The following is a 15,020-nucleotide window of genomic DNA, read 5'->3' as shown; positions in this document are numbered from 1 at the left end:
AAATGATAGATATGTTTATAAATATATACCTTCCTCGAATCTTTGATTGGCTTATAGAAACGTCACTTATGGCTAGTATATTAGTTGGATTTATCTTATGTATAAAAGTTCTATTTAGAAATAAGTTAACGCCGAGATGGCAATATATGCTGTGGATCGTACTAATGATAAGACTTCTTCTGCCATGGTCACCGGATAGTTCGTATAGTATTTATTCGCTACTTTCCTATAGTTCTAGTGTATCGGAAGTTATTCCAAAAAATATGCCGTCTACTGAGAGTATAGTGAACATAGAAACCAATCATACAGTGGAATTGGAATCAAATTCTGAAACTGTGACAAAAAATGGTGAACCTGAAGTAAACGCGAGTGCGGAACAACAGACTACATTTTCTTTATACAAACTTGCTCTATATGTTTGGCTAGCTGGGGTAATCGTATTAGCAGTCATAACGTTTATTACAAATAGACGTTTATATTCTTACATAAAGAAACAAGCGGATATTACGGATGAACAGGTCATTACAGTGTTTAATCGCTGTAAGCAGTCTATGAAAATGAAGAAGGCAGTTTCATTACGTCTAGCAGGAAAGATTGCGAGCCCAACTGTTTTCAGTTTCTTTCGTCCGAAAGTATTACTATCAAAAAAACATATGAAAGTATTAAATGAGCAACAATTACAATATGTCTTTTACCATGAGTTAGCTCATATTAAGAGAAACGACGTAGCTGTAAATTGGATTATGTACAGTTTGCTCCTATTAAATTGGTTCAATCCGATTCTTTGGTACGCCTATTTCTGTATGCGAGAAGATCAAGAATTAGCCTGTGATGCATATGCGCTTACTTTTATAGATAAAGAGGAGCAAATTGCATACGGTCATACAATTATTACTCTTTTAGAACATTATTCCTATCAAGCACCAAGCCTAGCAAATTTAAGTAGAAATAAACGAACACTGAAAAGGAGAATCGTTATGATTAAAAAGTTTCAAAAGAAATCGTATCGTCTTTCTTTACTTGGAATCATTGCTATAGCAGCTATAGCAGGCGGATTTTTATTAAATGCAAGGATAACTGAGGGGGATGAAAGACAGAAAGAAAAGGTTGTAGAAAAAAAGCAATCTAAAGCGGCTTTTGAAAAAGCGATAGAAACAGTATTAGGTACACCGGAGAATGCAAGTAGAGAATGGGGTATGTCAATAAAGTCATATAAAAGGGATACAGATTTTTTGTATTTGGCAGAAAAGAATTTTACAAAAGAAGAATTTGAACAATATATTCAATTATTTAAGGAAGCTAAAGAAATTCATAAAAAAGCAATGGTTAAGAAAAAAGTGCCTGAGAATTATGATGGAGATACAAAGGAATTTAAACGTGAACGCTTGAATAAAACGGATCAAGAACGACTAGCTATTATTGAGAAGAAATTAATTCCACTTTCGGAAAAGGTGGAGAAGTCTTTAACATATACTGTGGAAGAAGCGAAAGATCATGTACCATTTCAAATTAAGCAGCCGACTTATATAACTGAAGGTTATGAGTTAAAAAGAGAATGGGCTGACTCATATTTTGGAAGAGATGTAGAATTAGTTATTAAATCAGAATATACAAAAGGGAAATATGGTTTTACAATTTATCAGTCAAGGATGTATGTAGGTGGTAATAAGGATCCACTACACTACATGATGCCTGGAGAAGATAATTTAGAAAGTTATAGTTTAGACGGGAAAGGAATGGTCTATAATAAATCTTCTCATGGAGAGGGTAAGTTAAAAGGTGTCAAAATGTTTGTACCAGCACAAGGTAAGAATAGTGAGTATCAAATTGTTATAGTGAATGATATTTTTACAAGAGGTACAAAGATATACGAAGAGATAATCGATGATGAGCTAACTAAGAAAGAGATGGAGAAAATATTACTTTCTATGTCAAAATAAAAGACAGTGTTCTTAAACTTTTGGTTTTAAGAACACTGTCTATTTAATTAGATTCCTAGTGTAATCTAGCCAGCAATTATTATGAATATATTCTAGCTTTCCATACAAGTATAATTTTTGATACACTATGGACAGTATGATATAACTTGACTGGAATGTTTTTATACTGGGAATAACTAAAAAGAGAACTTGTATAGAATGTAAGCGTGTGGTAATATCAAAGATGTACTGATTGACTATATTATCCAATTGGTCATTTTTGGAGGTGACGATGTGGCGATAGATCGAAAACGTTCTATTATTGAAGCTGCAACAAAGTCTTTTTCAGCGTTCGGTTATAAAGCAACAACGATGGATCAAGTTGCGAAGTTAGCGAATGTAGGAAAAGGAACAATTTATACTTTTTTCAAAAATAAAGAAGAACTATTTGGTGAAATTATCTCTAATTTAATTACAGAAATGAAGCAAGTTGCAGCAAATGCAATTCGTTCAGATATTTCATTTTTTGAAAATGTACATAGAGCATTATATAGCATATTAGAATTTAGAAAAGAACATCAGCTCATGATTAAATTAATTCAAGAAGAGCGCGATATGGGAACGAAAGAAGTACAAGAAGTGATGCAACAAGTAGATGTGGAAATCGTTTCTGTTATTCAATCGTATTTAGAAATTGCGATTGAAAAGGGTGAAATTAGCAAATGTGATCCAGAAATTACAGCGTTTATTATGCTTCGCCTATACGTATCGCTTATTTTTGATTGGGAAAAAAATCATGAACCGTTAGAAAAAGAAAAAATATCGGAATTATTCGAACTTTATTTACTAAAAGGATTGTCAAATTAAGATAATCCTTTTAATATTATAAAAAATGACTAATTGAACAAATTGGTCAATTGTATAAGGAGGATGGTTAAATATAATCATGTAGATGAAAATGTGCATAGTATAAATTCGGGGATAAGGCATATGTATGAACAGATATAGCCTTTTTATTTGGGTGAAAATGACTGAAAATACATTTTGGTCATTTTTGAAAAGGGGGATAAATTATGAAATGGCATAAGTTGCTTAGTAAAGAATTTGCAGAGATTATAAAAAGTAAAAAAATATTAATCCCAATCATTGCGGTTTTATTTGTACCGATTTTATATGCGGGTATGTTTTTATGGGCCTTTTGGGATCCGTATGAACAGCTAGATGACTTGCCAGTTGCGGTAGTCAATTTAGATAAAGGTGCAGAACTTGATGGGAAACCAATTGAGGTCGGGAAAGGGTAATTAACTGTTACGATTTATTTAACCAATTAAAACTAAAGTTAATTAAATATATCAGTAAGCCCTGCTAGTCAAGTGATTGGCTAGTAGTGAGGGTTAACTGCGGGCAATCCCTAAAGCTGATTGAACTACAACGTGGCTAGAAATGGCGAGCGTGAATGTCGCGAAAGCAGAAAAAATCAATCAGATGGTGCAAGGTTAAATCCTAAACACTAGAACAATGGGTCTTCCGCCTCGAATCATCTAAGTCAAAATGGATAAGATGAACGTTCAACGACTATCTCGTATAACTGACGAGAGTACATCACAAGCCTATGGTGGTGGAAAAATCCTCTATCTCTAAGTAGATAAACATATAGTCTGCGCTCATGTGAAAACATGAGAAGTTCATAAGAGAACTGGCTAAGGAATTGCGTCCTTAGTTGAACGAGATAAATTTAATTAAATCTATCAAGTCTCATTGAATCTACCGAATCTATGCATTATGGTAAATGCAATGAGGTGAGAATAATAATGAAATTTTTACGAGTTAGTCAGGTATCGGAATTAACAGGTTTGTATCCTAGTAGTCTTAGGAGAATGCTGATGGAACACGCTACTATTCAGAAGAACAAATCTTTCATTAAAGAAGTTAAATTCTGATGATATTAGCGAAGAAAGTCAGACTGATTCCAACGCCTGAACAAGAAAAAGTGCTTAGAAACCATGCTGGAGCTGCAAGATTTGCTTATAACTATTGTAAAAGAATGAGTGATAGATACTATAAGCTATTTGGAAAATCTGTTTCACAGTTAGCTTTACAGAAACGATTTACAAAGATCAAGAAGCGAAAGCAATATGAGTGGTTAAAAAATATCAACGCACAAGTTCCCAAACAGGCTTCAAAAGATTTTGACAAGGCGCGAAAAAATTCGTTCGAAAAGTACCAAAATGGTTATCACACTTCTTATAAATCCAAAAAAGATTTAATCCAAGGATTTTATGCCAATTATGAAAGACTGATTATAGGAAAGAAAGTAGTTCATATTCAGTCTATTGGAGAAGTGAAAACAAGCCAACAACTACCAAGAAACAAAAATCCATCCAATCCAAGAGTTACATTTGATGGTCGTCACTGGTGGATTAGTGTAGGGTTCCAAGAAGACTTTGAATTACAAGAGCTAACCAATGAGTCGATTGGTGTGGATGTTGGTTTAAAAGAGCTGTTTGTGGCTTCTAATGGTATGAAAGAACGAAATATAAATAAAGATGCTAAGGTTAAAAAACTTTTGAAAAGGAAAAAGTCAGCGCAAAGAGATATGTCTAGGAGATTTAAAAAAGGTGTAAAAATTCAATCTGCCGGATATGAAAAAGCTAAAGCGGAGCACCTGCGGTTATCTAGGAAAATTACGAATATCCGAAATAACCATATCCATCAAGCAACAGCAAAATTGGTGAAAACCAAACCAATGAAAATTGTTGTGGAAGACTTACCTATCTCAAACCTGTTAAAAAACAAAAAACTCTCGAAAGCATTTTCATTTCAAAAATTAAACTTCTTCTTTCAATGTTTGTCATACAAGTGTGAGAAATATGGCATCGAGTATGTAAAAGCTGATAAATGGTTCGCCTCAAGCAAGATTTGCTCATGTTGCGGAGTTAAATACGACCATTTAGTTCAACTAGAAGGACAGTGGAGTTTAAAGATTCGTGAATGGAACTGTGTTGGGTGCAATAGCCATCACGATAGGGATGTAAATGCTGCGATAAATTTATCAAGATGGGTAAAATAAATGCTTGATAATAGGAGGTAACGATACTGCCTCGTGTGGAGTGTTATACCCCTCGTCCCTTTGGGGTTGCGAGAACACTTTGAAGCACTAACTTGTGTAAATTTGATTGAATTGTATAGATTTAGTTAAGTTTATCGTATCGGCTCGTTGATAACTTAAAAGATAATACAAGTTTCAAATGGGAATTTGTAAGTGAAAAAGAAGCGAAAAAAGGAATGGAAGGTAGAAAGTATTACATGTTAGTACGCATTCCAGATGACTTCTCAAGTAATGCTACAACGTTATTAAAAGATGATCCAAAACCATTAAACTTAGAATACATTCCAAACGAAAGCTTGAACTTCTTATCTTCACAAATTGGCGGAACAGCCATTGAAAAAATTAAAGGTGAAGTATCAAGTACGTTAACGAAAACATATGCAGAGAAAATGTTTGATTCCATTAAAGACGTCTCAAAAGGATTAGCAGATGGAGCGGACGGAGCGAATAAGTTACATGATGGAGCTAGTGAGTTGCATGATGGATCAGGTAAAGTGACGGATGGACTCCATACACTTCAAGGGAAATCTGGAGAGATGAAAGATGGAGTTGGGAAATTAGCAGATGGATCTAATAAATTACAAGATGGATCCGAGAAAGTAACAGCAGGTTTAAATACATTAAATAGCAAAACGGGTGAGATGCAGATAGGTATAGGGAAATTACAAGATGGATCCGAGAAAGTAACAGCAGGCTTAAATACGTTAAATAGTAAAACAGGTGAGATGCAGACAGGTATAGGGAAATTACAAGATGGATCTCAGAAAGTAACGGCAGGTTTGAATACATTAGTAAGTAAAACAGGTGAATTAAAAACAGGAACGAATGAATTATCAACTGGCATGGAAAAACTTGCCGAAGGACAAAGTAAATTAGAAGGAGTTTCTCAAAACATTGAAAAGGGTTTGCAAGAGTTAAATAGTACAGTGAAAAATTCTGTTGCAGGCTTAGAGGAAATGCAGTCGAAAGTTCCTACTATATTAAATACGGTAAATCAGAAAATAGATGGTGCTGGAGAAAATATAAGTCAGTTAAATGAAGTCGCTCAATCAACAGCAGGGGATGCAAAAACTGCAGCGCAAGATGTTGCAAATTTACAAAAACAAATCGAGAGTTTACCAAAAGAATATCAAGAGCAGTTACAACCATATATAACAAATGCGGCAAAAAGTACAGCGACGGTTCAGCAGAAAGCTGCCGGAGTAGCAGGTGGAACAAATAAATTAAATGAAGAAGTAAAACAATTAAAAGGCGAAATACATCAAACAACAAGTGATGCGCAAAACAAATTACCGAATACAGCGGGATTGAAATCTTTAACGGATGGTATTGAGAAATTAGCCAGTGGACAAAAAGGATTTGTTGAAAATTTCCAAGGATTTGGTAAGAATTTAAATGCAGCAAAAGAAGGCGCAAATAAATTTAAAAACGAATCCGGTCAATTAATTGATGCGATAAATCAATTAGCAGATGGCTCGGGTCAAGTAACAGGTGGCTTAGACACATTATCTGCAGGAGCAAATCAAATGGCAGGTGGCGTAAATCAATTAGCAGATGGTTCAAGCCAAGTGACAGGCGGATTAGGTACATTATCTGTAGGAACAAACAAAATAATAGGTGGCGTAAATCAATTAGCAGATGGCTCGGGTCAAGTAACAACTGGCTTAGGTACTCTAAATGGTGGCCTAAATAAAATGTCAACTGGCTCAACCCAGCTAATCGACGGAGTAAATAAGCTAACAGACGGCTCTGGAAAAGTGACTGACGGACTCGTAAAAGTAAACGACGGTTCAGGTGAACTTGCTGAGAAGCTTGGTGAAGGCGCAGAAAAAACGGGAGAAGTAAAAGGAACGGATAAAACGTATGATATGTTTGCAAGCCCTGTAAAAGTGAAGACGGAGAAAATGGCGGAAGTTCCAAACTACGGAACAGGATTCACACCGTATTTCTTATCGCTCGGTTTATTCGTTGGGGCATTACTATTATCTATCGTATACCCATTACGCGATACAGTCGGCGTTCCGAAATCAGGATTCAGCTGGTTTATTAGTAAGTTTGGTGTTTTACTATCAGTCGGTATTATTCAAGCAATAGTAGCAGATGTCATATTACTATTCTGGTTAGGTGTAGAAGTACAAAGTATTCCATATTTTATACTCTTTAGTATTGTTACGAGCTTAGCGTTTATTTCATTAATTCAATGTTTAGTAACAGCATTCGGTGATGCAGGGCGTTTCATCGCAATCATCACATTAATTATTCAGCTTACAACAAGTGCTGGAACATTCCCGCTAGAGTTGATTCCGAAGTATTTACAACCATTCAATGCTTGGTTACCGATGACATATTCTGTATCAGGATTGAAAGCAGTCGTATCAAGCGGAGACTTTAACTTCATGTGGCAAAATATTGGGATACTCATGATCTTTATCGCTGTATTATCACTTGGAACAATTGCATCCTTAACTTGGATGCACAAACGACAATTTAGAAATATTGCTGAAAATCAATCGATTGAAGCGTAGAAAAAAAGCACCTTTTCGGTGCTTTTTTATTTTAACTTATCGTTTGTATAGGTCAGTCTACTATGTTAGTGTTTCTTTTTATTTTAGTTCTTTAATTCCATTTTTATTCTTTTTAATGCTAATTCAGCTGCCAATTTCCCGTTATGTTGTCCATGTTCTTTAACCCAATTTAGTTTTTCGCTAGCTGGTACGTATCTATGGAAATCTAGAATTTCAGCCGCTCTCTCTTGTACCCACATATCCGGGTCGTCCAAGAGGGGAAGTATTTCATGCAATTGCGCGTAAGGAGTTAAAGCCATAATTGAAAATAAATAGTGAGCTCTTTTTTCTTCAGTTAATTCAGGTTGTTTAAGAAGGTTTTTCAATTCTTTAATGGTGTGTACATCTTGCTGTATTTGCAATTCATCCGTATTTTCTTTGGAACAAGGATAATGTTTTGGAAGTTCATACCAATCGACTTCAGGACTTTCTAATAGAGTGTTTATTAACGTTTGTACATTAGGATATACTGGGGACAAATCCATTTCTTCATGGTCTATAAAACAAACTCTGCCTGATAGCGGCCCTAACATGTAAACACCTACATAATTGGAGTTATCATCTGTCCATAATGGGAAAACTTCTGAAATAGTAACATCTTCATGTAGGTATAAATACACTTCCATGGCTTCTTCAAAGGATAATAAGCGTATTAAAAAGTCATTCTTGTGCTGCAAATAGATTGGATTTTTGAAAGCATTCATCATTTCTTGAGGTAATGATATGTTAAAAAAAGTTGCAATTTGATTAAATAAATTGTCCATTATGTATTCTCCATTCATTATATTTAAAACTAACTCGAAATTTGAACCTCTTCATAAATGGAAATGAATGTTTCTTGGGATTTTTCCGTCATCAACAATTTCGTATTCTATTTACTTATACTCCTATAAATTTTTTACTATACATTTATAATACAAAAGTCCTTTGCAATAACACCAATGTTTTAGAAAATAGATTTTTTATTTTCTTCATTAATTCGGCTATTCTAGAGGCTCAAACAATTTGTCTTTGGAGCTATTGCTTTTAACTTCTGATTGCAGTCTAAACAAAAGAAAAGGAATTACAACAATTTGCAGAGAAACATAGAATAGAGGAGTTGATACGATGAAAGGAAATCTTACTTATTATTTTATCTTAAATCCGCTAATCATCTTTCTTGTTTACGCCCTTTCACCTATCTTGTTTTCATAAAGAAAAATATATAAATATGAAAGATGCACTAGGAATACTTTTATTCTACTATGTGCTAATTAGCGGGTATTACCTTATGGATGTTATAAGTAAAAGAATGAAGAAGAATAGTTAAGACAAACGATAAATTTTATTGCATAAAAACCGATGGAGGACAACAAAATGACTGAAAGTGAAATGAAATTCAGGGATACGACGATTCGTAACTTTTTCGATAAAGAGGACCGCCTAAAATCGATTCCAGGTCAAAAGAAGAAAAAACTAGTATTGTTAGAGCATTTGATTAGCAAATTTAACGCTGAAAATCAGTATACGGAAAAAGAAATTAATACATTCATAAAACAATATCATGATGATTTTTGTACGATTAGACGAGAGTTTATCGTGCACGGATTTATGGATCGAGAGGATAATATGTACCATATAAATGGGAGAGAAGTATGGACGAAGTGGGAGGAGTTATAAATGTAATGAGGAAGGGGGATTCTCTTGCAAGCTAGTAGTCTTATGTATGAAGAGATTTCTGGAAAACCATCGATTTTTGGGATATTCACTTCGCCAACACTACAATTCAAAAGGATGAAGAATCAAAGAAATATATTCTTTCCACTAGCCCTTTTAATTGTGCTTATTATAATTTCAAGTGCCTTAATGTCTTGGAATTCTTTAAATAATCCTGCACTCAGTATGTTTCATGATAAAACGGGATTTACTGTTCCGAAATACATAACTTTCTTTACTACATTTGGATTTTCAACAGTCAGTGGAATCGTAGCTATACTTTTTGCACCTATATTCTATAAGAACATTATGATTTTCTTTGGAGTTGATATTAACTATAAAGAAACGTTCCCGGTAATTATTTATGCTTCGTTTGTATTAAGATTAGGGATGATTTTAAACGGATTAATTGCATTTTCTCTAAGTGGGTATGAGATATCTTATACAGGTTTAGGTGCAATAGCGACAGATAATATGATTTTGCATACAATCGCTCAAAGAATAGATATATTTAACATTTGGTATTACGTTTTATTAGGAATAGGTTTAAAAACGATAACGAATTTAAATAAAGACAAACTTATCCCTCTTATTATTGTACTTTTCGTTTTCACTAGTTTATTAGCAAGCATGGCTGGGTTTATGCAGGAAATAGCTAAACCGTAAGGATAGGTGGGAGTCGGGCTGTCCGTAAAAGCCCGATTGGTGAGGGCTAATAATCAGTGGGGGATGAATAAAATCCCCACTGATTATGAATCCGTGCTAGTTTTGCATTTTCTCTGTAGTAAGTCTATGAATTCTTCAATATTTGAACTTGTAATGTATCCCACCGTTATATATTCATCTTCATAATAAAATATTATTTTTTTGTCAAAAATTCTTCTCTTCGTTTCTATAGATACAATTTTTTCATACTCAAATTCGGAAATTAATGTATTTTTATATTGGCTAAAAAAGAGAATTCTTCTATTAGTAGCAAGTAGCATGCCTGGATATGGGACTTTATGCGTATTTACATAGTTAGTAAGTGAACATTTTAAAGTAGATAAAATCTTTTCTTCTTTATGTAGTAGTTGTTTTGCGGCTGTTAAAATTGGATTCATTGTATACATTCCTTTTATATAGATGTAAGGATATTGTGTCAAAAGTGAAAAGATGCTCAATATGCAATGTTGCATATTGAGCGTTTTAGAGATTCTTAGTTTGATAGTTCCAATATTATTTTTAAAAGAAAAAGGTAAGAGGTGATTCAGTGATACGATTAGCAAAAGAGATTGATGCAGAATCAATTATAGATATTAGAAAAGAAATTATATTATCGGAAACTACTACAAAGTTTTTTATAGTATCTCCAAATAAATTACCAAATGATATTGATGCAGAAAAAGAAAAGATACGGAAAAGCAATGAAAAAGGGAATCTTTATATCGTTTATGAAGTAGATAGTAAGGTCGTTGGATTTTTGCTTTTCAATCGCTACGAACTAGAACGTCTACGACATGTAGGTACAATGGGAATGGGGATTAGAGAGGCGTACTGCAATCAAGGCATTGGTACGAAACTAATTGAATTTCTTATTAGTTGGGCTAAAGGACAGAAAGGTTTAGAGAAAATTTGCTTAGGTGTAGTTTCTGTTAATGATAGGGCAATTAAAGTGTATAAACGTATGGGATTTGTAGAAGAAGGAAGACAAAAAAAGCAAATCAAATATGAAGATGGAACATATGGAGATGACGTATTGATGGGGCTTTATATTGAATAAAATACATATTTTTTAGGAAATGTATATACAAGATGATATGTACATTTCCCCCTACTGTAAACTTCTAAAACTAATATAAATTTCCTTCCTATTAACAGACTTTTCCCTATGTATAATATTAATATAGTAAAATCATAAGAACCTATATTGCAGTTTCCAATAATATACTATATAATCAGGATAAGAAAACGTTTTCATGCAAAGGGGGAAATTTCGTGTCGACTATCGAGGACGTGGCGAAATTAGCGGGGTTATCAAGGACAACGGTTTCTAGGGTGATCAATAATCATCCATATGTTTCAGATGAGAAGAAGAAAAGGGTTCAATTAGCAATGAAGCATTTAGGCTTCGTTCCTAATTCTGCGGCGAGAAGGCTTCGTAAACAAAAAACAGAAACAATTGCGGTGCTTGTTCCAAGGATTACAAATCCTTTTTTTAGTAGATTTATTGAAGCAATCGAGATTGCTGCTTCTGAACATAAATATAAACTGATTATTTGTCAAACAAGATATTTACCGGAAAAAGAGATGGAGTATTTACAATTATTATCTACGAAACAAGTAGATGGGATTATTCTATGTTCACTAGAAAATCCATGGGAGAATGTGGAGCCATACTTGCAACACGGTCCAATCGTGTTATGTAATGAATATATTGAGGAAGCAAATGTTCCAACAGTGAAGTTCGATCATGCACAGGGTGCATACATAGCTGCCAATCATGTATTAGAACAAGGATATCGTAATCTGATTTTTTGCCGTGGCAACGAAACGAAAGTAGTGAGCCAACAGCGAAAAATGGGCTTTTTACGCGCTATTACTGAAAAGAGTAGAGAAGTGGAAGCGATCGATTTTCTTGAAAACGCTTTCTCTTGGGATGATGGAAAACGAATATTCAATGAAGTATTAAAGGACAAAAAAAATCCTACCGCGATTTTGGCAGGAGGCGACGAGGTTGCAGCTGGAATTATCTCAGAGGCGAAACGCCATGGTTGGAGTATTCCAGAAGATCTCGCTGTGATCGGTTTTGATAATCAAATTTTAGCGCAGATTACAGAGCCAGGTATTACGACAATTGAACAACCAATCGACGAGATGGCCCGAAAAGTTGTCGACTTAATGATGGATAAAATCCATACGAAAAATTATCGACAAAAAGAATTGTATGAGTTTGAACTGGAGCTCTTGGTGAAAGGTTCAACGATGAAGGATACGATGTTATTAGCCTAGTAGACTATGTCTGCTAGGTTTTTTTATGTTTACAAACTACTATTCTTCGTGAACGCAATCGTCACATTTGTTATGGTATGCTTCGTGCTGCTCATCAATTTCCTTTCCGCAATGAGAACAAGTTTTCGTCGGTAAATTTCGGAAAAACTCCATTGGTTGATCGATCATGTCAATCCCTCCATTTCCATTTCTTACTATCATTGTATTAGTACAAATAACAAAAGTCAACAACTGTTTTATAACAAAAGTGAAAATTAATGAAAAAGTTTAGGAAATGGATTATAGTTAACAATGTAGGATGTAAGTAAAAAACTTTCTCAAGTACGGAAAAAACGGCATTCCTACGCGGTTTTAGAAAGGATGGATACATATGAAGATGACTGTTGTCGGCTTTTGGGGCGGCTTTCCAGAAGCGGGAGAAGCAACGTCGGGGTATTTGTTTGAACACGATGGTTTTCGTTTACTTGTAGACTGTGGCAGTGGTGTACTAGCACAGCTTCAAAAATATATAACACCATCTCATATAGATGCAGTTGTACTGTCGCACTATCATCATGATCATGTTGCAGACATTGGGGTATTGCAATATGCGAGATTAATTACAAGTGCGACAAAGGGACAACTACCGGAATTACCAATATACGGTCATACGTTTGACGAGAATGGATTCCGTTCTTTAACGCATGAACCGCATACGAAAGGAATCGCCTACAATCCAGAAGAAACACTTCAAATTGGACCGTTTTCGATTTCATTCTTAAAAACTGTTCATCCTGTTACATGTTTTGCGATGCGCATTACAGCTGGTAGTGACGCTGTAGTATATAGCGCAGATTCCAGTTATATTCCTGAGTTTATTCCGTTCACAAAAGATGCTGATCTTTTCATTTGTGAGTGTAATATGTATGCACATCAAGAGGCTGCAAAAGCAGGGCATATGAATAGTACAGAAGTAGCAAGTATTGCGAAAGATGCAAATGTAAAAGAACTTTTATTAACGCACTTACCGCATACAGGCAACCCATCTGATTTAGTAACAGAAGCAAAACAAATTTTCAGTGGCCATATTACGCTAGCGCATAGTGGCTACGTATGGAATTCATGAGGTGATACGATGTTATTTATTGATAATAAAGGGATTACAGATCCTAGAATAAACTTAGCGATTGAAGAATATTGTGTGAAGAATTTAGATATTAACGAAACATATTTACTGTTCTACATTAACAAACCTTCCATTATCATTGGTAAAAATCAAAACACAGTAGAAGAAATTAATGCAGATTACGTAAAAGAACAAGGAATTCATGTCGTTCGTCGTCTATCAGGCGGAGGCGCAGTATATCATGATTTAGGAAACTTAAACTTCAGCTTTATTACGAAAGATGATGGAGATAGTTTCAGCAACTTCAAAAAGTTCACAGAGCCTGTAACGAAAGCGCTTGGTAAATTAGGCGTAAATGCAGAACTAAGTGGTCGTAACGATATTTTAGCTGAAGGTAGAAAAATTTCAGGTAACGCGCAGTTCTCAACGAAAGGTCGTATGTTTAGTCACGGTACGTTACTATTTGACTCTGAAATCGATCACGTTGTATCGGCACTAAAAGTGAAAATGGATAAAATTCAATCAAAAGGAATTAAATCAATCCGTAGCCGCGTTGCGAATATTACAGAGTTCTTAAACGAAAAAATGACGACAGAAGAGTTTAGACAACTTCTTCTAGAAACAATTTTCGAAGGAGAAACAGAAATTCCAACGTACGAATTAACAGAAAATGATTGGAAAGAAATCCATAAACTTTCTGAAGAGCGCTACCAAAATTGGGATTGGAACTACGGAAAATCTCCGAAGTTCAACTTACAACATTCACACCGCTTCCCAGTTGGACAAGTTGACGTTCGTCTTGAAGTGAAAAAAGGAACAGTAACAGAATGTAAAATTTTCGGTGACTTCTTCGGATCACTAGATGTTCATGACATTGAAGAGCGTCTAACAGGCGTACAATTTGATAAAGGTGCATTCACTGTAGCTTTAGAAGGCGTAGATATCGTACGCTATTTCGGTAATATTACAACAGAAGATTTCTTACATTTATTCTTCTAAAAGAAGAAGCCATCCCGAAATATCTTTTGGGATGGCTTTTTTATTATGAATTCATTTACCGTTAAAAGCGTCCCTAAAAACATCTACTAGCAGGACATTCTTTTATTATAAAGGAAGTATATATAATTAAAGGAGGATGATCGAAATGAAAAGGATAATACACTTTATATTATTGATCAGCTTCGTTATAGGGATGACAGCTTGTAACGATGAAACTTCTTCAAACCGTACGACTTTGTCTATTGGCAAGCCAGCGAAGGATAATGTCATATATTATACGCATACAAATAACAAACAAAAAATAAATGATGTACAAACTATGTTTCAAAATAAGAAATGGAAAAGAAATGAAACGTTTAGTAGCGTTAATAAAACGCCAGATGTTGTCTTGTCGATAGATGAAGAAAATAAAGGATTACCGACACTATATGTTACAGTCTACTTGCATAAAAATGGAGCGGACGCTCTCAATTTGTATGGAGAGTATACGGCTTTAAATAAAGAGGAAGTTGAAAAACTTAGGGGAAAGATGAGGGCATATTATCCTACAATGATTTTAGCTACAGTTTAACTATATGTTTGTACCTGTTTCTTTCACATATAATTCTCGTATCTTACTAAAGTGTTCTGGAAGAAAG

Annotated in this window: 13 protein-coding genes and 3 pseudogenes; 13 read left to right on the top strand and 3 right to left on the bottom strand. The window is 34.5% G+C overall.

Annotated features, from left to right (window positions below):
- Nucleotides 1-2 precede the first annotated feature (2 nt).
- The 5 genes and pseudogenes from MHH66_RS21085 to MHH66_RS21065 form a co-directional block, all read left to right on the top strand.
- Nucleotides 3-1,940: a M56 family metallopeptidase gene (locus MHH66_RS21085; protein ID WP_063217639.1), complete on the top strand. Its 1,938-nt coding sequence runs from the start codon at nucleotides 3-5 to the stop codon at nucleotides 1,938-1,940.
- 273 nt (nucleotides 1,941-2,213) lie between these two features.
- Nucleotides 2,214-2,786, top strand: a complete 573-nt coding sequence (locus tag MHH66_RS21080; RefSeq protein ID WP_002064145.1) for a TetR/AcrR family transcriptional regulator — start codon at nucleotides 2,214-2,216, stop codon at nucleotides 2,784-2,786.
- Between the two features lie 206 nt (nucleotides 2,787-2,992).
- Nucleotides 2,993-3,217: pseudogene (locus MHH66_RS21075) on the top strand (hypothetical protein); the annotation flags it as partial.
- A 641-nt stretch (nucleotides 3,218-3,858) separates the two neighbouring features.
- Nucleotides 3,859-4,989 (top strand): RNA-guided endonuclease InsQ/TnpB family protein, encoded by a 1,131-nt coding sequence (locus MHH66_RS21070; protein ID WP_078184054.1) that lies wholly within the window; start codon nucleotides 3,859-3,861, stop codon nucleotides 4,987-4,989.
- A gap of 143 nt (nucleotides 4,990-5,132) precedes the next feature.
- Nucleotides 5,133-7,553: pseudogene (locus tag MHH66_RS21065) on the top strand (YhgE/Pip family protein); the annotation flags it as partial.
- 83 nt (nucleotides 7,554-7,636) lie between these two features.
- On the opposite strand, the gene MHH66_RS21060 reads toward MHH66_RS21065, so the two are convergent.
- Entirely contained in the window at nucleotides 7,637-8,356 is a 720-nt protein-coding gene (locus tag MHH66_RS21060) for a hypothetical protein (protein WP_078184055.1), read from the bottom strand.
- Between the two features lie 343 nt (nucleotides 8,357-8,699).
- Here MHH66_RS21060 and MHH66_RS21055 point away from each other — a divergent pair.
- The 3 genes and pseudogenes from MHH66_RS21055 to MHH66_RS21045 all read left to right on the top strand — a co-directional run bounded on the left by MHH66_RS21055 (nucleotide 8,700) and on the right by MHH66_RS21045 (nucleotide 9,953).
- Nucleotides 8,700-8,901: pseudogene (locus MHH66_RS21055) on the top strand (hypothetical protein).
- Between the two features lie 47 nt (nucleotides 8,902-8,948).
- Nucleotides 8,949-9,251 carry a DUF2087 domain-containing protein gene (locus tag MHH66_RS21050; protein WP_033708874.1) on the top strand — a complete coding sequence of 101 codons (303 nt, stop codon included), beginning with the start codon at nucleotides 8,949-8,951 and terminating at the stop codon, nucleotides 9,249-9,251.
- 24 nt (nucleotides 9,252-9,275) lie between these two features.
- A complete protein-coding gene (locus MHH66_RS21045; RefSeq protein ID WP_078184056.1) occupies nucleotides 9,276-9,953 on the top strand; it encodes a Yip1 family protein in 678 nt (225 codons plus the stop codon).
- An 83-nt stretch (nucleotides 9,954-10,036) separates the two neighbouring features.
- Here the strand turns inward: MHH66_RS21045 and MHH66_RS21040 are convergent, their stop codons facing one another.
- Complete coding sequence (locus MHH66_RS21040) at nucleotides 10,037-10,390, bottom strand: PH domain-containing protein (RefSeq protein WP_078184057.1); 354 nt, start codon at nucleotides 10,388-10,390, stop codon at nucleotides 10,037-10,039.
- Between the two features lie 149 nt (nucleotides 10,391-10,539).
- Here MHH66_RS21040 and MHH66_RS21035 point away from each other — a divergent pair, with 149 nt between their 5' ends.
- Both MHH66_RS21035 and MHH66_RS21030 read left to right on the top strand, forming a co-directional pair.
- A complete protein-coding gene (locus tag MHH66_RS21035; protein WP_078184058.1) occupies nucleotides 10,540-11,049 on the top strand; it encodes a GNAT family N-acetyltransferase in 510 nt (169 codons plus the stop codon).
- Nucleotides 11,050-11,264: 215 nt separating this feature from the next.
- A complete protein-coding gene (locus tag MHH66_RS21030) occupies nucleotides 11,265-12,278 on the top strand; it encodes a LacI family DNA-binding transcriptional regulator (RefSeq protein ID WP_002087115.1) in 1,014 nt (337 codons plus the stop codon).
- Between the two features lie 39 nt (nucleotides 12,279-12,317).
- On the opposite strand, the gene yhfH is transcribed toward MHH66_RS21030, so the two are convergent.
- Nucleotides 12,318-12,446 carry a protein YhfH gene (gene yhfH / locus MHH66_RS21025; RefSeq protein ID WP_078184059.1) on the bottom strand — a complete coding sequence of 43 codons (129 nt, stop codon included), beginning with the start codon at nucleotides 12,444-12,446 and terminating at the stop codon, nucleotides 12,318-12,320.
- A 202-nt stretch (nucleotides 12,447-12,648) separates the two neighbouring features.
- Between yhfH and MHH66_RS21020 the strand changes: the two genes are divergently transcribed.
- The 3 genes from MHH66_RS21020 (at nucleotide 12,649) to MHH66_RS21010 (ending at nucleotide 14,953) form a co-directional block, all read left to right on the top strand.
- Nucleotides 12,649-13,383, top strand: a complete 735-nt coding sequence (locus MHH66_RS21020; RefSeq protein WP_002125830.1) for an MBL fold metallo-hydrolase — start codon at nucleotides 12,649-12,651, stop codon at nucleotides 13,381-13,383.
- A gap of 9 nt (nucleotides 13,384-13,392) precedes the next feature.
- Nucleotides 13,393-14,382 carry a lipoate--protein ligase gene (locus tag MHH66_RS21015; protein WP_002125833.1) on the top strand — a complete coding sequence of 330 codons (990 nt, stop codon included), beginning with the start codon at nucleotides 13,393-13,395 and terminating at the stop codon, nucleotides 14,380-14,382.
- Between the two features lie 145 nt (nucleotides 14,383-14,527).
- Entirely contained in the window at nucleotides 14,528-14,953 is a 426-nt protein-coding gene (locus MHH66_RS21010; protein ID WP_078184060.1) for a hypothetical protein, read from the top strand.
- Nucleotides 14,954-15,020: the final 67 nt, after the last annotated feature.

It is taken from the genome of Bacillus sp. FSL H8-0492, assembly GCF_038006145.1.
In the GTDB taxonomy this organism is placed as follows: domain Bacteria; phylum Bacillota; class Bacilli; order Bacillales; family Bacillaceae_G; genus Bacillus_A; species Bacillus_A mycoides.
This window is presented reverse-complemented; position numbering and strand designations above follow the sequence as displayed.